Source organism: Streptomyces asoensis (genome assembly GCF_013085465.1).
Classification (GTDB): Bacteria; Actinomycetota; Actinomycetes; order Streptomycetales; family Streptomycetaceae; genus Streptomyces; species Streptomyces cacaoi_A.
In genome coordinates this window covers 3,229,787-3,253,251 of sequence record NZ_CP049838.1, presented here as the reverse complement: position 1 = coordinate 3,253,251, position 23,465 = coordinate 3,229,787, and the positions used below count along the sequence as shown (strand labels likewise).

The following is a 23,465-nucleotide window of genomic DNA, read 5'->3' as shown; positions in this document are numbered from 1 at the left end:
GGCGGCGGTCAGCCGCAGCAACCGCCGCCGCAGCATCCGCCCCCGCCGCCCGCCTTGGGCGCGGGGGCGGACTTCGTGCCGCCCACGGCCACCGTGGAGAGCAGTTTGACGGTGTCGTCGTGGCCCGCGGGGCAGTCGGCGGGGTCGGCGGACTGCGCCATCGGGCGGCTCAGTTCGAAGGTGTCGCCGCAGGTCCGGCAGCGGTACTCGTAGCGAGGCATGGCGCCAGACTAAGCCCCTATGCTCGGACGTGATGTCAGCAGTTTCACCTCTGTTCACTTCTGTCGATTTCTTCTGTGGAGAATTTGCGAAGAGCGCTGGTAATTTGAGAGCGCCGCATTGAACCCCAAGGTCGGGAGGGTTCAAGGTTTGCGGCCGCGTCAACGGCAACCATGTCAGGCCCTCGTAAGTCTGTACGTCTGCCTGCGAGCAATACGGAGTGCGGAGGGAGACGCGTCGTGAGTGAGGCGGGGCAGGGGGACAAGCCCCAACAGCCTGACGAAACCATGCAGTTGAAGGTTCCTCCGTCTTTCCGGGCGGACGAGACCATGCAGCTGCGGGTATCGGATATACCGGCTGTGCCGGATATGTCCGAGGGCGAGGATGAAGGCGGAGGAAAGCAGCGTTCGTCGAAAAATCGACGAAAAGCACCCCAGCCTTCCCTTTTTGCCCGAATTTCTTCTTTCCTGGGTCCCCGGCTCGCCCCGCTCCTCGCCGTACTGGCCCCGTATGTGGCTCGTGTCACGCCCTACGCCCGCAAGCTGCGCCCGCAGTACCCGCGTCCGGGCCGTACCGACTGGCGGCGCTGGATACCCTCCTGGCGGCAGTGCCTCGGCGGCGTCCTGACCTCCATAGGCCTGAGCGGCATGCTCCTGGTCGTCGCCTACGCGGCCACCGACATCCCGGACAACATCAACTCGTACGCCACCCAGCAGGACAACGTGTACTTCTGGGCCGACGGGACGCCGATGGCCCGCACCGGCTGGGTGCAGCGGCAGGCGATGCCGCTGAAGGACATCCCCGAGGACGTCCGCTGGGCGGTGCTCGCCGCCGAGAACGCCAGCTTCTACAGCGACCCCGGCATCTCCTTCAAGGGCATCAGTCGTGCCCTGTTCCGCACCATCGGTCAGGGCGACACCCAGGGCGGCTCCACGATCACCCAGCAGTACGTCAAGAACGTCTACCTGAACCAGAACCAGACGGTCAGCCGCAAGTTCACCGAGGCCATGATCGCCCTCAAGCTCGACAACCAGATGAGCAAGGACGACATCCTCGAGGGCTACCTCAACACCAGCTGGTTCGGCCGCGGCACCTACGGCATCCAGCGCGCCGCCCAGGCCTATTACGGCAAGGACGTCGGCGAACTCAACGCCAGCGAGGCCGCGTTCCTCGCCTCCCTGCTCAAGGGCGCGGGCCTGTACGACCCGACCCTGAACTCGGCCAACCGCGCCCGGGCCGTGGAGCGCTGGTCGTGGACCCTGGACCGGATGGTCGACATCGGCAAACTGTCGAAGGCCGAGCGCGCCAAGTACACGAAGTTCCCCGAGCCGCTCAAGGCCAACCCGCTGTACGACACCGGTGAGCAGAGCGACTACCTGGTGGAACTCGCCTCCTCGTACGCCAAGAAGGCCGGGAACATCTCCGACAAGGACTTCGACCTCGGCGGCTACCAGATCTACACGACCTTCGACAAGAAGCGCCAGGCCCAGCTCACCGACGCCGTCACCAAGGCCCGCAAGGACGCCCTGAAGGACGACCCCGAGAACGCGAAGACCGCCCACTACGGCGCCTCCTCGGTGGCCTCCGACGGGCGGATCCTCGCCGTCTACGGCGGTCCCGACCACCGTACGCAGGGCTACAACGAGTCCAACGCCACCACCGTCTCGGCCGGCAGCGCGTTCCTGCCGTTCGTGTACGCCGCCGGTCTGGAGAACGGGATCCACAAGACCCGCGACGGGGACACCACACCGGTCACCGGGGAGACGCTGTACGACGGCGACGACAAGGTGCCGGTGACGACGCCCGAGGGGCCCTACTGGGACCGCAGCGGCAAGGTGGTGGCCGCGAAGAACGACGACGGCGAGTCGTACGGGCAGATCTCCCTGCACCGGGCGCTGGAGCTGTCGGTGAACACGCCGTTCATGCAGCTCGGCATGGACGCCGGGCTCGACGTGGTGCGCACCACCGCCGAGAAGTCCGGGTTGCTCTCCTCCAGCCTCGGGGCGCAGGTGCCCGCGCTGTCCATGGGCAGTTCGACGCCCAGCGCGATCCGTATGGCGAGCGGCTATTCCACCTTCGCCGCGGGCGGCAAGCACACCGAGCCGTACTCGGTGCGCCTGATCACCAAGAACGGCACCAAGGTCGTCCTGGACACCCCGGACACCGACCGCGCGTTCGGCGCCGACGTGGCCGAGGAGGTCAACTCCGCGCTCGCGGACTCCTTCCGCACCGCCCACCCGGACGACGTGCCCTCCTCGCAGCAGGCGGCGGCCCGGGCCGGCTCGCTCGGTCAGGTGGCCGGGAAGGCGGGCACCACCCAGGACGACACCGCGGCCTGGTACGTCGGCACGGCCAAGGCCGTGTCCACGGCGGTCGTCGTCTACCGCATCGACCTCGGCAAGAGCCTCCAACCACTTCCACTGAAGGGCATCGCCGGCACGACCGACGACAGCGTTCCCTACGGCATCTGGTCAGGTGCCATGAGCCCGCTCGGCTGACCACCGAAACGGGCACCCGCGTCCCCGAAATCCGGAGAATGATCCGCACATGAAGTCACCGTCGGGCCGCCGCCGCAAGGCTCCGGCAACGCGCCACCCCGCCACCACGCATCCGGGGTTCCTGACGCTGGCGGCGCTCCTCGTCGTCGCGTCCCTGGTGGCCGGCTACCTGGTGCTCAACCGCACGACGAACACCGCGCCGACCGCGTCCTCGGGGGAGAACAAGAAGGCGTCGGCGGGGGCCACCAAGGAGCCGGAGTGGGACGGCAAGACGAAGGTCCTGGGGGACGGCTCCACCTCGTACACCGGACCGCAGACGGGGCAGTTGAAAGCGGTTCCGCTCAAGCCCGGTGAGAAGCCGCCCCAGTTCGTGGTCTTCTCCTGGGACGGCGCGCTCATGGGCGACGACGGCCTCTTCGAGCACTACCGGAAGATGGCCGAGGAGTACAACGCCCACATGACCTTCTTCCTCACCGGCATCTACCTGCTGCCCAAGAGCAAGAAGGACCTGTACTCCCCGCCCCAGCACCCCAAGGGCACGGCGGCCATCAGCTTCCCCACCGACGACCACATCCGCACCACGCTGGAGCAGCTCGGCGAGGCGTGGAAGGAGGGGAACGAGATCGGCACCCACTTCAACGGCCACTTCTGCGGCGCCAAGGGCGGCGCCGACTGGAGCGTCGAGGAGTGGAAGAGCGAGATCGACCAGTTCTACTCCTTCGTGGAGAACTGGAAGACCAACACCGGCTACAAGGACATCGACCCGCTGCCCTTCGACTTCAAGAAGGCCGTCGTCGGCGGCCGCGCGCCCTGCCTTGAGGGCCAGGCGAACCTGCTGAAGGCCGCCAAGAGCTACGGCTGGCGCTACGACGCCAGCTCCACCGGCGACTTCCAGATCTGGCCGACGAAGAAGAACGGCATCTGGGACTTCCCGCTCCAGCTGCTCCCCTACGACGGCGGCAAGTACCAGGGCCTGTCCATGGACTTCAACTTCCTCTACAACCAGTCCGACGGCGAGGTCGAGGGCGACCCGGCCCAGTACCCGACGTGGGAGCAGGAGACCGTCGACGCCTACATGGCCGGCTTCAACCGCGTGTACTACGGCAGCCGGGCCCCCCTGTTCATCGGCAACCACTTCGAGGAGTGGAACGGCGGCATCTACATGAAGTCCGTCGACCAGGTCATCGAGAACGTGTGCACCAAGAAGGACGTCAAGTGCGTGTCCTTCCAGGAGTTGGCCGACTGGATGGACGTGCAGACGCCGGCGACGCTCGAGCGGCTGCGCACCCTGGATCCGGCGCAGAATCCGGACTGGTCGACCGTCGTGAAGTAACCAAACCTCAACCGAGTCCCCTCTTCACAACGGCCACACACGCCATGCAAAGATGCCCTTCCCGGCATCCCTCCGCCGGGGCAAGAGGGGAAACATCCGTGAAGTCAAGGAAATTGAGCGCGACTCGCCGTCGCGTCGCGATACTCGGGGCAGCCGCCACCTCGGTCGTCGCCGGAGTGGCTCTGCTGCCGAACTGGTCCGCCGGTGCCGCCGTCGTCGACGACCCCAAGGTCGACGCCGGGACCAAGGCCACCTTCCAGCGGCTGGCGGACGCGGTCTTCACCGACCGCACCGACGCCCTGGTCGCCGGCAAGCAGGGAGACCGGACGAAGCCGCTGACCGACGGCTTCTCCGGTGACGTCAAGCTGTCCTCCGGCACGGCCCGCACCGAGGACGCCGCTCTGTCCACGCTGGGTGACCGCAAGGACAAGCTGGCGAAGGCCGGCGAGAAGTACAGCAAGGCCAGCACCACCGTCACCCTGAACGCCACGCGGGTGACCGGCCGTACCGCCAAGGCCGCGGTCACCGAGAGCACGACGCTGACCTACGAGAAGGTCCGCGGCAACGAGCCGAAGAGCACCGGCTTCGAGGCCCACCACGAGCTGACGTTCAAGGCCGACCGGCAGGGCAACTGGCAGCTGACGGACATTCGCGACACCGACCAGGGCGGTCTCGCGGTGAACGCGCTCACCAAGCCGACGTCCGTCAAGGTGGCCACGACTGCGGACGACACCATGCCGAACGCCGCGCGCGCGGCGACCACCCGCAATCCGGCCGCCGTCCCGAAGACCGGCACCGCCTATGACTACAAGGCGATGGCGACCTACGCCGAGAAGTACTGGAACGTCTACAACAAGGACTATCCGGACTACAACGGCCACGGCGCCGGCGGCGACTGCACCAACTTCGTCAGCCAGTCGCTGAAGGCGGGCGGCTGGAAGCACGTCCCCGGCTACGTGTACGACTACACCAGGTGGTTCGGCAACGCCGACATCCAGTCGGACTCGTTCGTCGGCGTCAACGAGTGGTCCTGGTTCGCCCAGAACTCCAAGCGGACCACCGCGCTCGCCAACGTCTACCAGCTCGAGGTCGGCGACGTCCTCCAGATGGACTTCGACCGCGACGGGTCCAAGGACCACACGATGATCGTCACCGCCAAGAGCGGCGGCGTGCCGTACGTGACCTACCACTCGAACAACACCCTGCGCAGGTCGGTGGCGAGCCTCGTCTCGTCGTACCCGACGGCGTACTTCTACGCCTACCGCACCTGATCCCGCCGGCCCGTCACTCCTCGGGGTGGCGGGCCCGCCAGTACGGGTTGTCGTGCGGCAGGGCGGACCCCACCCTGCCGTACATCCCGAACACGAGCAGCAGGATCCCGATCACGAAGCTGAGCATGCAGTTCTGGATCTCGAAGGCCAGGAAGTTGTAGTCCGTCTCCAGCAGGGCCATGTTCAAAAAGCCGCTCACGACGAACAGGACACCGAGGGTCATGTTCAGCGTGGAGGCGAAGTTCCCGCCGATCACCATGCCCACGAGCAGCAGCAGCCCGACGGCGACCGACAGCCAGCTGAGCGCCCCGTTGGTGTTGAGACTCCACACCTCGTCCCCGCCGGTGTCGAAGAAGCCGATGTTGTGGACGATGCCGAAGATCCCGAAGGCGATCAGACCCAGGCCCATCAGCCCGGCGCCGATCCGGTAGACCAGGTTCAGACGGTGGTCGACGGGCAGGTGCTCGTCGAACCTGATGCGCCGCCTGGACCGGCCGTGCACTGCGTGTGTGGCCATCTCCGCCTCCCTGAGGGTGGATGCGCCGATGGAGGCCGTACGTACCTTCAATATCCGCCCGCCGGGCGCCCACGGCAATGTCAGTGGCCCGTGCCGCGCTCCTCACGGATCCCGGCCACCACATCCGCCACCGCCCGCCGGACGGCCTCCGTCTCGGTCAGGAAGTGCCAGTAGTCGGGGTGCCGGCCCTCCAGCGAGGCGATCGCCCGCTCCAGCCGGGCCACCGAGTCGTCCAGCGGGCGCGCGTGCCGGGGATCGGGGGTGTTGCGCCCCGCCATCGCCAGCCGCTGGGCGTCCCGGATCGCGAACCGGGTCCGGTCGATCTCCGCCTGCGGATCCTTCTGCACGGCGTTCAGCCTGGTCAGCCGGTCACCGGCGGCCGAGACCGCCTCGTCCGTGCTGTTCAGCAGGGCGCGCACCGTCGACAGCAGCGCGGTGGCGTCCGGCCAGCGCTGCGCGTCCCGCGCGACGCGCGCCTCCGCGAGCTTCGCCTCGGCCTGCCGGACGTGCTCCCCGGCCTGGTCGGGGACGTGCTGGAGGTCCTGCCAGCAGGCGGCCGAGAACCGCCGCCGCAGCTCGCTCAGGATCGGCTCCACCTGCCCCGAGCGGGTCGTCAGCGCCTGGGCGCGGGTCCGCAGGGAGACCAGCCGGTGGTCGATCTCGGCGGCCTGCTCGGGCAGCCGCTCCGCCTCCACCCGGACCGCCTCGGCCTCCCGCGCCACCCGCTCCGCCCGCTCCAGCGTCTGCGGCACGCCGTGCTGCCCCGCGCCCTGGTTCAGCTTCGTCAGCTCGGGCGCCAGCGCCGCCAGCCGCGCCGCGAGACCGTCCGCCCGCAGCCCGCTCTCCCGCACGGCGTCCAGCGCGTTCGAGGCGGCCAGCAGCGCCTGCCGGGCCCTCTCCACGGCGGGCGCGAGGCGGGCCAGCTGGGTCTCGGCCTTGCCGAGCAGCGGTCCCAGCCCGTCGGCGAACCTGTCCAGCTCCTGTTTGACGCGGCCCAGCTCGTCCTTGGCGCGGGTCAGCTCGGTGCGCGCCTGGGAGGCCGCCGAGGCCTCCAGGTCGTCCCGGTCGAGGTCATGGGCGTCGACGGCGTCGATGTACTGGTGGCTGGCCTCGTCGATCCGCCGGCCGACGGCCTCGAAGTCGGAGACGGCGCGCCGGGCGGCCGGCGAGTCGTCCACGGCCCTGATCGTCTCGATCGAGATCCGCAGGTCGCGCTGGGCGGTGTCCAGCTCGTAGAAGGCGGCCGCCGCCGCGTCCTTGGCGGCCTGGGCCTCGGCCCGCTGTCCCTCCGCCCGCCCGCCGAACCAGCGCCGTGTGCCGCCGCCGGCGAACGCGGCGGGCAGCGCGAGGGCGGCCACGAGGGGAAGGGCGACGAGGGTGAGGGTGTCCCGGAGCGCATGCGGTCCCCGGCGCGCACGGCGGCGCTGTGCGCGCGACGGCACCAACGGCGAATACGGCTGCGCTGGTGTCGCCGTCACATCCCTCTCCCGTGCTGTGATCCGCCCTGCCCGGTGTCATTCTCCCACCGGTTAAGGACGAACACACGGGTCGGTTAGTTCGCGTTCCTGACGGTGACTTTGCCGTCGGTGGTGCGTGCGCTGACGACATGCGCGCTGGACTCGTCGCGTGGCACGGACACGTCCACCCCGCCGTCGTCGGTCTTCGTGGTCACCCGGTAGGTCGCCTCGGGCAGTGTGATCGTCACCGAGCCGTCCTCGCTGACGGACTCCACCCGGTCCGGTACGGCGGCCAGGGTGAGGTGGACCGAGCCGTCCTCGGTACGGGTGTCCACCGAGCGCGAGGAGACCTCGGCGCGTACGGAACCGTCCTCGGTGCGCAGCTCCAGCGGCCCGCTGGAGTCGGTGACCTGCACGGAGCCGTCCTCGGCGTGCACGCTCAGCGCGTCCCGGAAGCCCCGTGCCCGGACGCTGCCGTCGTCGTCCTCGACCTTCACGGCGGCGCCCCGGGGCACCTCGACACGGTGTTTGGCGGCGCAGTCGGCGACCAGGCCGGAGCAGTGCAGCCGCAGCGTCAGCCGGTCGTCCTTCATCGACCAGGTCACCTTCGGCTCCTTGCCGATGGTGACCGACCCCTGGAACCAGCGGGTGACGTCGACCTTGCCCGCCTCGGCCGTGTCCGACGCGACGATCTCGAGCGCCGAGTCGTCGGAGTCGATGGTGAGCGTGCTGCCCTGGAGGGCGAAGGACCGGTGATCGGGATGCTCGTCGTCGGCGGCGGCGCCGCAGGCGGTCGTGCCGGCGGCCAGGACCACGACGGCCCCGGTGACGAGGACCGCGCGGACCGAAAGTGACGTACGTGCCATGGTGATCTCCCCCTGGGCTGCTTGGCGTTGCCCTGACGACACTAGGGAGCCGCCGACCGCCGGAGGATCCGGCGCGCTCCCGTATCCGGGGTGGGGCTAACCCCCGGATACGGGTTTGCGGGGCACGGCCCCGGGCAATGTAGGCTGTCGACTCGTCCCGGGTGCGTAGCTCAGGGGTAGAGCGCCTGCCTTACAAGCAGGATGTCGGCGGTTCGAAACCGTCCGCGCCCACCAGGGTTGAACAGCAGGTCAGCGGCCTTCCGGGAGAAACCCTGGGAGGCCGCTCCTGCGTCCGGAGTCCGCATGGAGCCCACAACGCCAAACGATCAAGACTTCCACGTCTTCTTGCGCGCAAGGAAAACGCTCTCGTCTGCATCCTGCGGCGTTCCGGTGGGGAGACCCGGTCCGCGGGCGGCGGCCGCAGTCAGGGAGATATCGGGGCCCTTCTGATGCGGGTGACGGCGCATGCGGACGTCGCAGTCGGACACCCGGGAGTAGTCGCACTCTGCGGCTGCGGCCGTCCGCTGCTCGGCCAAGGCCGCGCAGACCGAGCAGCCGGGTACGGGCTGGGGCCGTTCCAGATTGGCGGTCATACCGTCTCGCCTCCTCGCGCATGCTGCCACGCCCTCCGTAGCCTCCTGGCCTCCGGGCACTCCGTGTTCGTGTCGGCCCGGCAGTCCTTGCAGCCGAGACAGTGATCCATCAGTGCCCGATACCAGACATCGACCCGGTAAACGAGAAACCTGCGCTTTCCTGCGACCTTCATCCGGCCCGTTCCTCGCCGAGTCGCGGGCCGAACGCGTCCGTGAGAGCGGTGTGCAGCGCGTTCGCGTCGGTCATGAGCCGGTGGGGGTCCGGGCACATGCGCCAGTGCGGGCCCGGCCCCTGCGTTCGGCGGGGCGGAGGAATTGTCACCGAGCTGCCGCGGCCGAGGGCCTTCGTGTTCTCCAGCTCCCAGTCGTTTGCGGTTCCGCGCGGCACGAAGAAGTACACGACCGAGCGGGAGTCGCCGGATTCGACGACGGCGCCGCATTGCGGGCCGAGGACGGCCACCGCGGCGAGCCCGGTCTGACGCGGTACGCGGATGGCGTCCCACTCCAGACCGACGTCTTGCAGGACGCATCCTGCGGCGGACGGCAGCTGTGTGCTCGGCATCGTGACTCCTCGGCCTCAGTCGCCGCCGACTTCGAGGCCGTGACCCGCTCACACCGGCGCCTGTACTGGTCCGTGGCGCCGGCCACCCTGCACCCTGCCGCGCTCTCCCACGCAGCCCTCGGCTGCGCGCTGCTGCCGGAGACCGCTGGGCAGACGAGGCGCCGCGTCGCGTCAGCCCTCGCAGAGACCTGGCTGCTAACCGGACGAATTGAGTTCTTCGACCTGCGCGACGCCCTGCGCGCGCAGCAGACTTTGCTCAGGGCGCTCCAAGCCGCGGGTGAAGCCGATGATCACCTTCTTGGCGCCGCGGTGCTCGCGCACACCGCGTTCATTCCGGCATGGGAGGGCGAGCGGGAGGCGGCCGTAGAACGGATGGTCGCCGCACGGACGTACGGCCGCCGGGGCCCGGCCTCCGCCGAGCTGCTCGCGTGGCTGGACGCTGTCGAGGCGGAGTGCGAGACCCGCTGCGGGCACACGCGGACAGCGCTGCATCTGATCGGGCACGCTGAGGACCTCCTCGCGAGGGGCAGCCGGTACGACAGCCCGGAGTGGCTGGACTGGTTCTCGCCCGTAAGGCTCGCGGCGTTCAAGGGAAACACGCAGATCAGGGCGGGGCACCTGCCGCAGGCCCGCGAGACGCTCCTCGGCGTCCTCGGCGCTCTGGAGCCGACCGAGGAGAAGCAGCAGTCGGTCATCCTCGGCGACCTGGCCGCCGTCGAGGCCGCGGTGGGCGACGCCGAGGCAGCGTGCGCGTACGCCGTCCGCGCCCTCGATCAGCTGGAGCGGACCTGGTACGCGACGGGAATGGACCGGGTTCGGGAGGTACGTCGGCAGCTCGCGCCGCACCAGGACGAGGCATGTGTGCGCGAGCTGGACGACCGGCTGTACGGCTGGTCGACGACGGTCAGCGCGCTCGCTCGTTGAAGCGGGCGAGCCGAGGGGACAACTCGAGGAGGCTTTCCACCCGGAAGGTGGGAAGCGCCTCGGCTTCTTCGATGTGCCACTGGATCGTTGCCCAGGGGCCGCGGCGCACAAGGGCAGTGTGCATCCCTGCCGCGGCGGCCGGGCGGATGTCGTTGTCGACGCGGTCGCCGACGTACAGCATCTCGTCAACCTGTGCGGGGACGACCTCGGCGACGCGGTCGAAGAAGGCACGGTCAGGCTTCGAAGCGCCCCAGTCGTCGGAGGTGCCGATCAGGTCGACGTCCGGCGCGAACAGCTCGCGCAGGATCTTCCCCGCCCTCACGGTCTGGTTCCCGGCGATGCCCAGCCACAGGCCGTCCGCGCGCAGGGCCGCCAACGTGTCGCGGACGTCCGGGTACAGGTCTGCCTCCCCGAACGTCTCCGGCTTCCCGGCCTCGGCGCGGCGCTCACGCTCGGCGTACAGGTCGAATCCGGGCCGAAACTCCTGGAAGGTCTCTCGGTAGTCGCGGCCTTGGGCGATGACCGCTCCGAACATGGCGTGGAAGGTGTGGCGAGGCACCTGGAGCCAGTCGGCCCAGGTGCCGTACTCGGTGGTCTCGTCTACGAGGCACTCGCCGACGTCGAAGATCACAGCGCGAATCATGCGGACGACGATATCCAGGCTGACCAAGCGGCCCCCACCGCAGCGGCGGGGGCCGTTTTCAGTGCTGGACGAACTCGCGTATCAGGCGGGCGGCGTTCGCCCGAGCGGAGAGCCCGGCAAGCAGAACACCCCATCGCGATTTCGACTCTTGGGGAATGGCGGTGAGGGCACTACGGTTTTTGGACATACGGCATCACCTCAATCACCGAGGGCTGTGTGTCGGAGCCCGCCACCTCAAGGTCACGCTGTCCAGGCCGACTTGAGGTCTGCGGGTTCGTGCAATTTCACCGACGGACGCCGGTCACCTCAGGGCGCGCGAAGCCCAGGCCGGGGGGGGATCGGCCGGGCTGGTGGGAGGCTCGCGCAGGGGAGCGGCCAGAGGCAATCCGCATGGCTTGAGTGATCGGGGTGTGGTCTGCGCGGACGTGTTGGGTGAATGCAAGAGCCCCCGGGGGCCAAGGTGGCTTCCGAGGGCTCCGGTCCGGGCGTGGCTCCGTCAGTCCCAGCCGCCGAGGAGTCCGGCGTTGGCCTGCGCGTTACAGATGTTGTAGCCGCCGGACGCATGGCCCTTCTCGGTGTGGCCGTCGACCGTGACCGAGCAGTTGATGTCTCCCGAGCCCTGGAGCTGGGCCATCACGTTGTAGTACATCGCGTCGTCGTCCAGGGGCAATGTGGCCTCGAACTTGCCGTTCTTGAAAGTGCCCTTGCGGTTGTCGCTGTCCGAGCCGTAGGTGATGTCGAGCGGGCCCAGCGCGCCGGCGGGGGCGGCGCCCCACACCTTGAAGGTGACGACCTTCTTCTTCGGTTTCTCGGTCTTGGCCTCGCTCTTCGCGGCCTCGCTCGGGTCGCCGGCGGCGGCAGGCCGTTCGCTCTTGGGAGAGGAAGCCGCCGGTGTCGAGTCGGTGGAACTGCCGGTCTCGTCACTGCTGCCGCCAGTGCCGGTGATCGCGCCGATGATGCCGATCACGATGAACAGGCCGATGATGCCGGCGCAGCCGAGCCCGATGAACTTGCCGACGTTGTTCTTCTTCGGCGGCAGAGGGAAGCCTGCCGGGGGTTGAGAGCCTTCCCATCCGGGCTGGTGTGGCTGGTGCGGCGGATACTGCTGGCTCACGTGTTCCCCCGAGGGATCGTCTGCGTATTGCTGGTGTGTGACTGGTGCGGGTGCTGTGCGGTTGCGGCAGAACCGGAAAGATCACCCGATCGTGTTAAATAAGGGCCCTGCCGGGGGGATTTCGGCGGGGCTCTGTGGCCGTCCTGCTCTGAGGGTGTGACAGCGGGCTGGGACAGTCGCGCGGCTGCTCCTTCAGGGTGCCTGGGACGGGCTTCTTCGCGGCCTCGACCCAGCCGTCGCGCGACCCGCTGTACGTCGTCTCGCGGCCCTCGGTCGGAGGCGTCGGCAGGGATCGGCTTCCTGAAGCCGAGTGTCATGGCGGTCCTGTCCCGTGAGTCGGGATGGGACCGGCTCGGCCGGCTGGCTAGCCGCCGTCCCCCGGTGGGGGCTCGTGGGTGTGTTTGAGGCTCATGCGGGCTGCCACCCGGTCCGGGGCCGCGACCTCCGCCCAGAAGCGGTGGCAGGTCACGAACACCGCGAGCTCGTGCTCCCGCTGCCGGAGCTTCTCCACCTCGGCCTGCTCGTCGGCCGTCCAGCCGGGGGACGCGGGGCGTTCGGTCTTGCGCCAGCCCGCGTCGTCACTGAAGCCGTCCAGGGGCTCGACCGACCAGGGAAGCCGCTTCAGCAGGGCCGACAGCTCGGCCCTGACCTGATGCAGCTCCTCCTGACCGGCGCGCAGGTCGCTGGGAAAGTCATAGGTCGTAGCCACGCGGCAATGGTACGCCTGTTCGAATTTGGGTGGCGAGCTCCTTCGGGGTGTTCCTGTGAACGTACGTTCGATTGTTCTCGGGTGGGTCTCAGGTGTCCGTCCGGCTCCGTTCGAGGACGGCGACGCCCAGCTGGTCCGTGCCGTCCGGGTCGGCGTTGAGGCGGTGGACGACCACCCAACTGCCGTCCGCCGTCGCCCCGGTGAAGAGCGAGGCGTGGCGTGTCGCCCCGTTGTGCCAGCGCAGCGGACCGGCCGTCGCCCAGGTGGGCGCGGGGTCCCCCAGTCGGCGTTCCACCAGCAGCCGGACGACCAGGTCGGCCACCGCGCGGGGCGTGGCCCACAGCCCGCCCGCCGGGAGCATCGCGCCGTCCATCGTCCACGGCCTGCGCGGCCTGCCGAACAGGCCCGGGGCAGGCAGCCGGCGTGCCGGGACGGGGCGCGCGGTCATCTCCGTGATGTCCAGCGGACGCAGCACGTACGCGGTCACCAGTTCCTCGTAGGTCGTGGCGGCCGCGGCGGCCAAGGCCGCTCCCAGGACGGCGTACCCGAGGTTGGAGTACTCCTCCTCCTGGCCCGGGGGCCGGGTGGCGAGCGTGTCCAGGCCGGGGAGCAGCGCGTGCAGCGCGGAGTGGTCGAACGCCGCGTACGGGTCCCGGGGCGGGAGGCGGCCCGGTGGCAGCCGCGGGAGGCCGGAGGTGTGCCGCGCCAGGTGCAGGAGAGTGATCCCGGTCGCGGGGGCTTCGGGCAGCCACCGTTCGACCGGGTCGTCGAGCGCGAGCACCCCGGCCGCGGCCATCCGGGTCAGCGCCGTGCCCGTGACGACCTTGGTGAGCGAGCCGATCTCGACGTAACGGTCGACGGCGTGACCGTCGGCGAGGGCGGGCGGGTCCGCGTGGGTGAGGACGCAGGTCGGGACGCGACGACGCACGAGGGGCCTCACTCGCCGCGCGGCGGGACCGCGCACGCCGGGGTGGCGCCGGGCAGGCGGTGACGGTTGCGCGACACCCAGCGGTAGACCACGCGGGCGCAGACCCGGACGCCGGGCAGCCGGAGGACGGCGGAGAGCGTGCGGTACGCGGCGGACGGCGAGGTGGCGAGCCAGCGGGCCAGCGCGTCGGCCCCGCCCGCGAGGACCGTGCCGCCACGCAGCAACAACACCTCCCGGTCCAGCCGTTCGAGATGCGGCGCGGTCGACTCCGCGGGCAGGAACTGCCACGGAACCGCTTCCAGCGCCGGTGCGGCGAGGTCGCGGATACGGTCGACGGACGCCTGGCAGAAGCCGCAGTCCCCGTCGTAGGCGAGTACCGGGGGCACGGAGCGCGGGCCGTGCGGAGCGGGGCTGATCACTGGTTTTCCCTCCCCCCCACCCACGGTGGGGGTGCTGACTGGTTCCTCCCCGCAGCCTCGCACGACGGCGGGCCACCGCCGGTGTCGGACCCTGGCCCTAGGGTGACGCGCATGGATGAACGCGATTTGGAACAGGTGCGGTTGGTGCCCTGGGCGGAGGGCGACTTCTGGCTGCTCCAGCGGGCCAACAGCCCCGCGATGACGGAGCAGTTGGGCGGGCCGGAGAGCGAGGAGGAACTCGCCGACCGGCATCGGCGCTATGTCGAGCCGTTCGCCGGGCGCATGTACCGGGTCACGCTCGCGGACACCGGCGAGACCGTCGGCTCGATCGGGTACTGGGAGCGCGACTGGCGGGGCGAGCAGGTGTGGGAGACGGGCTGGGGGATCCTGCCCGAGTTCCAGGGCAGAGGGCTCGCCGCGACGGCGGCCCGGGCGCTCGTCGACGTCGTACGGCAGCGGGCCGGACACGGCGGCCACCCGGCCCTGCACGCATTCCCCAAGGTGGAGCACGCCGCGTCCAACGGAGTGTGCCGCAAGGCCGGGTTCACCCTGCTCGGGCAGGCCGACTTCGAGTACCCGAAGGGGAACCCGATCCGATCCAACGACTGGTACGTCGACCTGCGCACCGGGTCGACCGGCTACCGGACATCATGCGCAGTGCACCGGCCTTCAGGCCGGGGGTGAAGCGAATCTTGTGGTTGCGACGCGGAGCGTTGCGGTCTCGTTGCGGCGGAGCCGGACTGCTCGCGACGGTGACGGATCGTTCACACGTTCCCGGTGGCGACGCGGGTTCGACGTGCCTAGTGTGATCGTCATGCAGCTGCGGTACGCCTTCAGGTTGTACCCCGACGCCACTCAGCAGGCCGCGCTGGCCCGGGCGTTCGGGTGCGCCCGTGTTGTGTTCAACGACGCGGTGCGTGCCCGCGAGGACGCCCGTAAGGCCGGGCAGCCTTTCCCGACGGCCGGTCAGCTGTCAACGCGGCTGATCACGGAGGCGAAACGGACTGCCGAGCGGTCCTGGCTGGGTGAGGTCTCCGCGGTGGTGCTCCAGCAGTCCCTGCGGGACGCCGAGAGCGCCTACCGCAACTTCTTCGCCTCTCTCAAGGGCGCTCGGAAGGGGCCGAAAACAGGCCCGCCCCGTTTCAAGTCTCGCAAGGACGCCCGGCAGTCGGTCCGGTTCACCGCCAACGCCCGCTGGAGCATCACCGGTAGTGGCCGTCTGAGCCTGCCGAAGATCGGCGCGGTGAAGGTGAAATGGTCCCGCACCCTGCCCGCCGTCCCGACCTCCGTCACCGTCATCAGGGACGCGGCCGGCAGATATTTCGCCTCCTTCGTCATCGACACCGACCCGGACGCCGACAAGGCTCGGATGCCGGAGACCGACCGCATCATCGGCATCGATCTCGGCCTCACCCACTTCGCGGTCCTCTCCGACGGCACGAAGATCGACTCCCCGCGCTTCCTGCGGCGCGCGGAGAAGAAGCTGAAGAAGACCCAGAAGGAGCTGTCCCGCAAGCAGAAGGGATCGAAGAACCGGGCCAAAGCCCGCCTGAAGGTCGCCCGCGCTCACGCCAAAGTTGCTGACGCACGCCGTGAGTTCCACCACCAGCTCTCCACGAAGCTGATCTCCGAGAACCAAGGGATCGCCGTGGAGGACCTGTCGGTGGCGGGACTGGCCCGCACCAGACTGGCCAAGTCCGTGCACGACGCCGGATGGTCCTCGTTCATCAGCATGCTGGAATACAAAGCAGAACGGTACGGCCGCACCCTGGTCAAGATCGGCCGGTTCACACCGACCTCCCAGACCTGCCACGCCTGCGGTGCCGTGGACGGGCCCAAACCCCTCAACATCCGGGAATGGACCTGTGCCGCCTGCGGCACCGTCCACGACCGGGACATCAACGCCGCGATCAACGTGAAAACGGCCGCCGGACTGGCGGTATCGGCCTGCGGAGCGCCGGTAAGACCAGGAGCAATCCCGACACAGCGCGAAGAAACAGGAAGCCACGGATTCCCAACCGGAAACCGTGCCGCGTAGCGGCACGGCAGCCAGTCAAGGAAGGCCAGAATCCTCGCCCTTCAGGGCGAGGAGCATGTCAACGGGTAGTGTCCGCCAACAACAACAACTCCCGCACCAGGCGCGTGGCCACCGGCACCGGAACCCCGTGCCGCTCGGCCGCGCGCAGCAACCCTCCGCCGATCGCGTCGAGTTCGAGGGGCCGCCCTGCCTCGGCGTCCCGCTGCATGGAGGACTTCGTGCCGGGGGCGAAGGAGTCGTAGCGGGCGAGTGCCTGGGCCGGGTCGACGGGGGCGCCGCAGGCGCGGCTGACGGCGGCGGTCTCCTCGACCAGGGCGGTCAGTTCCTCGCGGTGCCGGGTGCGGACCTCGCCCAGCGGCAGACCGTGCCGGGTGGTGAGCAGGGCGAAGGGCGCGAGGAAGGCCATCTTCGCCCACAGGGCGGCCGTCTCGTCCGGCAGGACCCGGACGGTCGGGCCGGCCGCCTCCAGCACCCGCGCGAGCGCGTCGAGGCTCGGGCGCGGCACGGCGTCGCCGGTCAGGTCGATCTCCGCGAAGCCGCTCCCGTGCTCGATCACGCCCGGCGCGACCCGGGTCGACTCGACCCGGACGACGGCCGGGGCGACCCGGTCCGGGCGGTACCGGGCGCGCAGGACCGCCGGGTGCTCGACGCCGTTCAGGAACGGCACGAGGAGGGTGTCCTCGCCGAGCGCCGAGGCGGGGACCCGGGCCAGGGCCGCGTCGAGGGCGGTGTGCTTGACGGTGATCAGCACCGCGTCGACGGGCGCGCGCAGCTCGGTGTCCGCCGCGACCCGGGCCGTGAAGTCGCCGAACGGGGTGCTGCGGACGCGGATGCCGTCGGCGCGCAGGGACGCCGCCGTCTGCTCGCCTGCCAGGCAGGTCACCCGGTGGCCGGCGCGGGACAGCAGGGCCGCGAGCAGGCCGCCCACCCCGCCGGGGCCGAGAACGGCGACGCTGAGTATGTCCTTCGTCATGTGCTGTTGTCCCTCTCGTCGGTCGGCCCCGCGGGTGCGGTGGCCGCCTCGGAGGTGATCATGGCACGAGGGCGGGGTGCCGGGGGAGACTGGGAGACATGTGCCGGAGCATCAAGACGCTGCGTCCCCCCGCCCTGCCCGAGAAGGCGACGGAGGACGACATGCGCGCCGCAGCCCTTCAGTACGTCCGTAAGGTGTCCGGCTTCCGGGCACCGGCCGAGCACAACCGGGAGGTGTTCGAGCGAGCGGTCGAGGTCATCGCCGCGGCCACGGCGGAGTTGCTGGACGGTCTGGAGGTGCGCGGGGCCGGCCGGGGCGCGGCAGCGCGCACGTAGGGTCCGGGCCGGCTACGCCGCCGGCTGTCGTCGCATGACGTACGCCGCACCGGCCCCCGCGCCGAACAGCGCGAGCACCGACACCCCCGTCGCCAGCCACGTCGTGCCCAGCCAGTGCGCGCCGAAGTAACCGAGGGCGGCGCTGTAGCCCGCCCAGGAGAGGCCGGCCAGGGCGGACCAGGGGAGGAACTCGCGGGGGCGGCGATGGGCGGCGCCCGCGATGAGGGAGACGACGGAACGGCCGGCGGGGGCGAAGCGGGCCAGCACGACCAGGGGGCCGCCGCCCCGGGCCAGCGCCTCGCCGAGACGTTCCTGCGCGGTGGTCAGCCGTCGGGAGCGGGAGATCGCCCGGTCCAGGCGCTCGCCGCCGCGCCAGGCCAGCCGGTAGGCCACCAGGTCGCCCAGCACCGAGGCGGTCGTCGCGGAGAGGATCAGGACCATGATGTCCGGTACGTCGTGCGGCACCTGACCGGTCGCCGCGCCCGAGCCCGCCGCCGCGGCCGTCGCCGCCGTGATGACGAGCACCCCGCTGGGCAGCACCGGCAGGAACACGTCGAGGAGGACCGACAGGCCCACCACCGCGTAGATCCATGGGCTGCCGAGCAAAGCCCCCACACTGTCGAACACCACTGACTCCCCGTGTCTCCCCCGTGACGGCCGACCGTTTGCCGCTGTGTCGCGGGGGAGCGGCAGGTGCGGCCAATGACAGCCATACAGCGTACGCGCGGGGTGTGACAGTAGATTCACTGGGGGCTCATGTGTTCGGTGCAGGACGTTCACCGAGGGTGTGCACCACGTGCTGATCCGCGGTCACCCGGGCGTCGGTGGAGCCCGGATGGCCGCGGATCACGGTGCTGTCGGAACGAGGTCAGGCGGAAACCGTGGCCTTCTGCGCCGCGGGTTCCCGCTCGGTGACCGGGCGGCCGGCGAACAGGCGGTCCAGGCCGAGGGCGCCGGAACCGGTGAACACCAGCAGCAGGAAGGCCCAGCAGAACATCGCGGAGGCCTCGCCGCCGTTCTGGATCGGCCACAGGGCGCTCGGCTGGTGCACGTCGAAGTAGGCGTACGCCATGGAGCCCGAGGCCAGGAACGCGGCGGCCCGGGTGCCGAGACCGAGCAGCACCAGGCTGCCGCAGACCAGCTGGATCGCGGCCGCGTACCAGCCGGGCCAGGTGCCGGCGTCGAGCGTGCCGCCGTCGGTGCCCGCGGCGCCGCCGAGGACGCCGAAGAGCGAGGCCGCGCCGTGGCAGGCGAAGAGCAGGCCTACGACGATGCGGAAGAGGCCGACCGCGTACGGCTGTGCGGTGTTGAGGCGAGCGGACATGGTGGGGGGTGCTCCTTCGGTGTCGGTTCATGCCGGTCCCGGATGGGGGAAGGACCGGCCGGTGGGGGCGGCGGTACCGAATGAGCGACACACGTTAGGCGCACCTAATCTATGCTTGCAAGTTCAACTTTTAGCCACGGCTCGGGTCCCGTACGGGGTTCCGCTTGGCCTTCCGTTTGCGGTTTCTTCCAGGGTTCCGCCTGGGGTTCCGCCTGGGGTTCGACCTCCCTGATCGCCGTGCGCAGGGCGGCTCTCGCCACCGCGTCCGCATCCGAAAGTGTGACCGAATCCACCCCTGGGCGGGCGCCCGCCGCGGTGACCCAGTGCACGCCCTCCGTGGGCACTCCGAAGGCCAACCGCCTTGTGTGCGGCCGTCCTTGACGGTCGATCAGGTGGTAGGGGCGCGGGGTCACGTCCAGGCCCCCGGTCACATAGCCGTCCACCGTGTGGGGACGGCACTGCCCGGTCTTCAGCAGCCGCGCCAGCAGGCCGTCGGCGCTGCGTCGCACGTCCGGTTCCGGAAGCCGCGCCTCGATGAGCGTCGTCACCCGGACGGCCGACCCCGGCACCTCCGGCGCGTGCGCCCGCCAGGCCCCGTCCTCCTCCCGCACCTCCAGCCGGGGCCCGAGCACCTCCACCACCCCCGCCTCCACCAGAGCGGCCAGTTCCTCGACGCGGCGGCGCGGCGGGCCGATGGACAGGAAGGCGTTGAGCGGGGTGTACCAGCGGTCCAGGTGGTCCCGGCGGGAGGCGCCGGTCAGACCGGCGTGGTCGACGACCAGCCGCAGCTCGTTGCGCAGGTCGCGCAGGACGTCCAGGGCCGCCTTCGCGGGGCCGTCCACATTGCCCCGGGCGGCCTCCTCCGCGTCCCTGCGCAGATACCCGAGCAGCCAGTCCCGCCACTGCCCCGGATGCGCGAACCGCCGTCCCGTGTACGGCCGGGAGATCCGGTCCCAGCTCCAGCGGTCGGCCCGCGGTATCCCGAACCGGTCGAGCAGCACGGCCTCCTGGGCGTCGCGGTGCGGGACGGCCGAGAACTCCCGCACGAAACTCTCGTCGAGGCCGGGCCGCGCCGGCTCCCGCAGCAGGGCCGCGTAGTAGACCGTCTCCACCTCCTTCGCCACCAACGGCCATATCTCGGCCAGGAAGTCGGGCGCCTCACCGGAGTCCGCGCGCTTGCGGAAACCCGCGATCACCTCCGGGGTCAGCACGAGCGGGCGGTGACGGCCGTACGGCCCCTTGGCGTTGTCGCCACGCGCCTGGTACGGGATGCCACGCCGGGAGCCGGCGTACAGGCGTGGCTCGTGACCGGAGGGCAGATAGCGCAGGGCCGCCCGCCCGGTGCCGGTGCTCGTGCCGGTGCTCCTATCGGTGCCGGCGCCGGTGCGGGCGGGGACGAAACGGCCGCCCCGGCCGGTGGTCAGCAGGGCCAGGTGGTCGAAGAAGTTCAGGCCCAGACCGCGCAGCAGCACCGGTTCGCCGGGGGCGAGCGCGGCGAGGTCGACGTCGGCCGGGTTGGCGGGCGGGACGTGCCGCAGGCCGTGCCGTCGCGCGTAGGCGGTGTGGCGTCGCTGGGCGGTGTCGGCGACCACCGGCAGATGCCCCTGGGCGAGGACGACGGCGGACAGGCCGAGCAGGATCCGGCCGTCGTCCAGGGTGAGGACCTGGCGGCCGTCGGCGGCGTCGTCGAGCCGGACCGCGCGGGCCGCGTGCGTCTCGACGCGCACCGACGGCGGGGCCTGACGCACGGTCCGGGCGAACACCCACTCCAGATAGCGGCCGTAGTGCGCGCGGGTCGGGTACTCGTCCGGGCCCAGCTCCCCGGCCGCCCACACGTGCAGACTCGGACCCGGACGGATCGGGCCCGCGCAGTCCACGCTGTCGTCGGTGAACAGGGTCACCTGTGAGGCCACGGTGTTCATCAGCAGCTCCCGCGACTGCGCGGTGCGCCAGACGCGACCCGGTCCCGGCGGGGCGGGATCGACGACGTGGACCGTCAGTCGCGCCCCGGGCGGAAGGAGGTCGGGCGCGGAGGCGCAGAGGCGTTCCAGGACGCTGGTGCCGCGCGGCCCGGCGCCGACGAGGGCGACGGAAACGGTGACCGACGGTGTCGCGTTCGCGTCCGGCGTGGGCTCTCCGACGCCGGCTTGGTCTGCGTTCACTGAGGGCAAGAGGGTGACTCCCGGGCGTGTGGGGCGCGATGGAGCGGACCGTCCACGGGACCGCGGTGGAAGCGGACGGTCCGCATCATCATGCCGTCGGCCGTCACGGAAGCCAACGCGGGCCCCAGGTGCCCCGGTTGTCCCGGTTGCCCCGCCTCAGGGAGTCAGTTCGGACTCCCGCAGCGTCGTGAGCGACCCGTCAGCCTGCGCCTGCTCCAGCCGCAGCCGGGCCGAACGCCCGCGCAGGGTGAGGAACATGAGCTGGTTGCCGAACCACGGCCCGCCCTTCTTGCGCCAGCCGACGGGCGGCCGGGAACAGCGGCCGTGCCGGCGCAGACGGCGGCCGAGCGCCCGGGCCACGGCACTCCAGCCGAAGCGGAAGCCCATCCGGATCGACAGGGGGACCGAGTTGTGCACGGGGGAGCAGGTGAGCTGGAGCACCCGCGCGTCGGGGCCGCCGCCCTCGTGCCAGTACGGCTCGGCCACGTACGCGTGGTGCACGTCCCCGGAGAGCACGAGCACGCTCGCCGGTGCCCGCGCCCCCGTCCCCGTCTCGACGATCAGCTCCGCCAGCGCGGCGAAGGACTCCGGGAAGGCCGCCCAGTGCTCCAGATCCGCCCCCCGCCGCACCTTCTCCCCGGTGCGGGCCCAGCGCGCCCCGCGCTCGCCCCGGCACAGCGCCGCGTCCCACTCCTCGGCGTCGTGCACCAGATGCGGCAGCAGCCAGGGCAGCGAGGTGCCGATCAGGAGGTGGTCGTAGGAGCCGGGAGCGTCGAGGGTCTGTTCGCGCAGCCAGGTCCACTCGCCCGGGTGGAGCATCGAGCGCCCGTCCTCGTCGAGGACCCGCGCCGCCCTGCTGTCGACCATCAGCAGCCGCACGCGCCCGAAGTCGCGCCGGTAGCTCCACCGCACGGACGCCGGGTCCGCGTCGGCACGGCAGGCGAAGGCACGCAGCGCGTCGGTGCCGTCGGGGGCCTCGCGTACGGCGGCGTAGAGCGGGTCGGTGGCCAGCTCGGCCGGGGAGAGGTTGCCGAGGTGCTGGTGCACCCAGTACGACATCAGGCCGCTCAGCAGCCGCTCGCGCCACCACGGGGTGGCCCGCATGTCGGCCAGCCAGGAGGCGGAGGTGTTCCAGTCGTCGATGACGTCATGGTCGTCGAAGACCATGCAGCTGGGCACGGTGGACAGCAGCCAGCGCACCTCGGGGTCGAGCCAGGACTCGTAGTAGAGCCAGGTGTACTCCTCGAAGTCCGCGACCTCGGCGCCCGGCGCATCGGTGAGGCCGCGGCGGGCGGCGATCCGCTCCCGGGTCGCGTCGGAGACCTCGTCGGCGTAGACCTGGTCGCCGAGGAGCAGCAGTACGTCGGGCCGTTCGGCCGCCGGATCGGCGGCGAGGCGCGCCGCGAGGCTGTCCAGGGCGTCGGGCCCCACGGGGTCGTGCCCGCCGGCCGGGGGCGCCGCCCAGCGGCAGGAGCCGAACGCCACCCGGACCTCGTCACCGTCACCGCCGGCGCCGACCGCGGCGGGGGTGCGGATCTCCGAGGGCGGGAAGCGGGAGTCGGGCAGCGGCCACACGCGGGTGCCGTCGAGGAACACCTCGTATCCCGTGGCCGTGCCCGCCGTCAGGCCCGTCACCTGGACGAGGGCGTAGTGGTGGCCCGCCACCTGGAAGGTGTGGGCCGTGCCGCTCGCGCCGTCCGCGCACCGCACCTCGGTGGCGCACGGGCGGCTCGCCTCGACCCATACGGTCGCCGTCGAGCCGTCGGCGTATCTCAGCAGTGGTCCCAGCCGCAGTTCGGCCACGCGATCGCCCTCCTCCGTCGCCCCGTACGGTACGGAACGACGGAGGAGAGTGGGGAGATCTCTGCGGACACGAGTCGATCAGCAGCTCGACAGGTAGCTGGTGAGCGCGCTCTTCTCGGCGGAGTCCACCGACAGGTCGTAGTAGTACTTCACCTGGACCCAGGCGCGGACGTAGGTGCAGCGGTACGAGGTGACCGACGGCATCCACTCGGCCGGGTCCTGGTCGCCCTTGGACTGGTTCACGTTGTCCGTGACGGCGATGAGCTGCGGGCGGGTCAGGTCGTTGGCGAAGGCCTGGCGCTGGGCGGTGGTCCAGTTGCGGGCGCCGGAGTCCCAGGCCTCGGCGAGCGGGACCATGTGGTCGATGTCGACGTCGGCGGCGGCGGTCCAGGTGGCGCCGTCGTAGGGGGAGAACCAGCTGCCGCTGGTGGCGGCGCAGGCGGAGCTGGTGACGACGTTCGTACCGTCGCGCTTGAGGACCGTCTCCCGGGTGTTGCAGGTGCCGGAGATGGTGATCCAGTGCGGGAAGAGGTCACGGCTGTAGCCGGTGCGGACCTCGGTCGCCACGGTGAGCGAGGCGAGGTAGGTGCGGGCGGTGGCGGCGCTGACCGGGGTGGGGAGAGCGGCGGAGGCGGTCGGGGAGTTGAGCAGCCCGACCGAGGCTATGAGGCCGGTGAGGGCGGCGAGTATGCTCAGCCGTCCACGCGCGTAGAACTTCGACATGCGAACTCCATGGGGGAGGCGGGATGTTGGAGCGCGAGCGAGGGAATGCTCGCG

The 23,465-nt window shown here is 70.7% G+C and carries 23 protein-coding genes, 1 tRNA gene and 1 pseudogene; 8 read left to right on the top strand and 17 right to left on the bottom strand.

Annotation, left to right across the window (positions count from 1 at the left end; genetic code table 11):
* Positions 1-8: 8 nt before the first annotated feature.
* Positions 9-221, bottom strand: a complete 213-nt coding sequence (locus G9272_RS14595) for an FmdB family zinc ribbon protein (RefSeq protein WP_171396989.1) — start codon at positions 219-221, stop codon at positions 9-11.
* Between the two features lie 237 nt (positions 222-458).
* On the opposite strand from G9272_RS14595, the gene G9272_RS14590 reads away from it, so the two are divergent.
* The 3 genes from G9272_RS14590 (at position 459) to G9272_RS14580 (ending at position 5,321) form a co-directional block, all read left to right on the top strand.
* Entirely contained in the window at positions 459-2,717 is a 2,259-nt protein-coding gene (locus G9272_RS14590; RefSeq protein WP_437184273.1) for a transglycosylase domain-containing protein, read from the top strand.
* 49 nt (positions 2,718-2,766) lie between these two features.
* Positions 2,767-4,050, top strand: a complete 1,284-nt coding sequence (locus G9272_RS14585) for a hypothetical protein (protein ID WP_171396988.1) — start codon at positions 2,767-2,769, stop codon at positions 4,048-4,050.
* 98 nt (positions 4,051-4,148) lie between these two features.
* A complete protein-coding gene (locus G9272_RS14580) occupies positions 4,149-5,321 on the top strand; it encodes an amidase domain-containing protein (RefSeq protein ID WP_171396987.1) in 1,173 nt (390 codons plus the stop codon).
* Positions 5,322-5,334: 13 nt separating this feature from the next.
* Here G9272_RS14580 and G9272_RS14575 read toward each other — a convergent pair whose 3' ends face one another.
* From G9272_RS14575 to G9272_RS14565, 3 genes are all read right to left on the bottom strand, one after another.
* On the bottom strand, positions 5,335-5,838 hold the full coding sequence (locus G9272_RS14575) for a DUF4383 domain-containing protein (RefSeq protein WP_171396986.1): 504 nt from the start codon (positions 5,836-5,838) through the stop codon (positions 5,335-5,337).
* Between the two features lie 80 nt (positions 5,839-5,918).
* Positions 5,919-7,316 carry a hypothetical protein gene (locus tag G9272_RS14570; RefSeq protein ID WP_171396985.1) on the bottom strand — a complete coding sequence of 466 codons (1,398 nt, stop codon included), beginning with the start codon at positions 7,314-7,316 and terminating at the stop codon, positions 5,919-5,921.
* A 74-nt stretch (positions 7,317-7,390) separates the two neighbouring features.
* Complete coding sequence (locus G9272_RS14565) at positions 7,391-8,161, bottom strand: DUF4097 family beta strand repeat-containing protein (RefSeq protein WP_171396984.1); 771 nt, start codon at positions 8,159-8,161, stop codon at positions 7,391-7,393.
* A 159-nt stretch (positions 8,162-8,320) separates the two neighbouring features.
* On the opposite strand from G9272_RS14565, the gene G9272_RS14560 reads away from it, so the two are divergent.
* Positions 8,321-8,395, top strand: a tRNA-Val gene (locus tag G9272_RS14560).
* Positions 8,396-8,487: 92 nt separating this feature from the next.
* On the opposite strand, the gene G9272_RS14555 is transcribed toward G9272_RS14560, so the two are convergent.
* Positions 8,488-8,754: a hypothetical protein gene (locus G9272_RS14555; protein ID WP_171394568.1), complete on the bottom strand. Its 267-nt coding sequence runs from the start codon at positions 8,752-8,754 to the stop codon at positions 8,488-8,490.
* 169 nt (positions 8,755-8,923) lie between these two features.
* A complete protein-coding gene (locus tag G9272_RS14550) occupies positions 8,924-9,316 on the bottom strand; it encodes a hypothetical protein (RefSeq protein WP_171396983.1) in 393 nt (130 codons plus the stop codon).
* A gap of 12 nt (positions 9,317-9,328) precedes the next feature.
* Here G9272_RS14550 and G9272_RS14545 point away from each other — a divergent pair.
* A pseudogene (locus G9272_RS14545) lies at positions 9,329-10,240 on the top strand (transcriptional regulator); the annotation flags it as partial.
* On the opposite strand, the gene G9272_RS14540 reads toward G9272_RS14545, so the two are convergent.
* The 5 genes from G9272_RS14540 to G9272_RS14520 form a co-directional block, all read right to left on the bottom strand.
* Positions 10,221-10,883 (bottom strand): HAD family hydrolase, encoded by a 663-nt coding sequence (locus G9272_RS14540; protein ID WP_171396982.1) that lies wholly within the window; start codon positions 10,881-10,883, stop codon positions 10,221-10,223. The pseudogene G9272_RS14545 and the gene G9272_RS14540 sit on opposite strands and share 20 nt — an antisense overlap.
* 496 nt (positions 10,884-11,379) lie before the next feature.
* Positions 11,380-11,997: a hypothetical protein gene (locus G9272_RS45270; protein ID WP_253267798.1), complete on the bottom strand. Its 618-nt coding sequence runs from the start codon at positions 11,995-11,997 to the stop codon at positions 11,380-11,382.
* Between the two features lie 364 nt (positions 11,998-12,361).
* A complete protein-coding gene (locus G9272_RS14530; RefSeq protein ID WP_171396981.1) occupies positions 12,362-12,706 on the bottom strand; it encodes a hypothetical protein in 345 nt (114 codons plus the stop codon).
* 88 nt (positions 12,707-12,794) lie between these two features.
* Complete coding sequence (locus G9272_RS14525) at positions 12,795-13,634, bottom strand: serine hydrolase domain-containing protein (RefSeq protein ID WP_171396980.1); 840 nt, start codon at positions 13,632-13,634, stop codon at positions 12,795-12,797.
* Between the two features lie 8 nt (positions 13,635-13,642).
* Positions 13,643-14,053 (bottom strand): thiol-disulfide oxidoreductase DCC family protein, encoded by a 411-nt coding sequence (locus tag G9272_RS14520; protein WP_171396979.1) that lies wholly within the window; start codon positions 14,051-14,053, stop codon positions 13,643-13,645.
* Between the two features lie 111 nt (positions 14,054-14,164).
* Here G9272_RS14520 and G9272_RS14515 point away from each other — a divergent pair, with 111 nt between their 5' ends.
* Both G9272_RS14515 and G9272_RS14510 read left to right on the top strand, forming a co-directional pair.
* Positions 14,165-14,737, top strand: a complete 573-nt coding sequence (locus G9272_RS14515) for a GNAT family N-acetyltransferase (RefSeq protein ID WP_171396978.1) — start codon at positions 14,165-14,167, stop codon at positions 14,735-14,737.
* Between the two features lie 130 nt (positions 14,738-14,867).
* On the top strand, positions 14,868-16,091 hold the full coding sequence (locus G9272_RS14510; protein WP_171396977.1) for an RNA-guided endonuclease InsQ/TnpB family protein: 1,224 nt from the start codon (positions 14,868-14,870) through the stop codon (positions 16,089-16,091).
* Positions 16,092-16,149: 58 nt separating this feature from the next.
* Here G9272_RS14510 and G9272_RS14505 read toward each other — a convergent pair whose 3' ends face one another.
* Positions 16,150-17,064 (bottom strand): ketopantoate reductase family protein, encoded by a 915-nt coding sequence (locus G9272_RS14505; protein WP_171396976.1) that lies wholly within the window; start codon positions 17,062-17,064, stop codon positions 16,150-16,152.
* Between the two features lie 98 nt (positions 17,065-17,162).
* Here G9272_RS14505 and G9272_RS14500 point away from each other — a divergent pair, with 98 nt between their 5' ends.
* A complete protein-coding gene (locus tag G9272_RS14500) occupies positions 17,163-17,399 on the top strand; it encodes a DUF2277 domain-containing protein (protein WP_171396975.1) in 237 nt (78 codons plus the stop codon).
* A gap of 12 nt (positions 17,400-17,411) precedes the next feature.
* Here G9272_RS14500 and G9272_RS14495 read toward each other — a convergent pair whose 3' ends face one another.
* The 5 genes from G9272_RS14495 to G9272_RS14475 all read right to left on the bottom strand — a co-directional run bounded on the left by G9272_RS14495 (position 17,412) and on the right by G9272_RS14475 (position 23,411).
* Positions 17,412-18,026, bottom strand: coding sequence for a DedA family protein (locus G9272_RS14495; RefSeq protein ID WP_171396974.1), 615 nt, complete (start codon positions 18,024-18,026; stop codon positions 17,412-17,414).
* Positions 18,027-18,267: 241 nt separating this feature from the next.
* On the bottom strand, positions 18,268-18,723 hold the full coding sequence (locus G9272_RS14490) for a DoxX family protein (RefSeq protein WP_171396973.1): 456 nt from the start codon (positions 18,721-18,723) through the stop codon (positions 18,268-18,270).
* Between the two features lie 104 nt (positions 18,724-18,827).
* Positions 18,828-20,885, bottom strand: a complete 2,058-nt coding sequence (locus G9272_RS14485; RefSeq protein ID WP_171396972.1) for an FAD/NAD(P)-binding protein — start codon at positions 20,883-20,885, stop codon at positions 18,828-18,830.
* A 156-nt stretch (positions 20,886-21,041) separates the two neighbouring features.
* Entirely contained in the window at positions 21,042-22,688 is a 1,647-nt protein-coding gene (locus G9272_RS14480) for an alkaline phosphatase D family protein (RefSeq protein ID WP_171396971.1), read from the bottom strand.
* 78 nt (positions 22,689-22,766) lie between these two features.
* Positions 22,767-23,411: an HNH endonuclease family protein gene (locus tag G9272_RS14475; RefSeq protein ID WP_054238089.1), complete on the bottom strand. Its 645-nt coding sequence runs from the start codon at positions 23,409-23,411 to the stop codon at positions 22,767-22,769.
* Between the last annotated feature and the right edge of the window lie 54 nt (positions 23,412-23,465).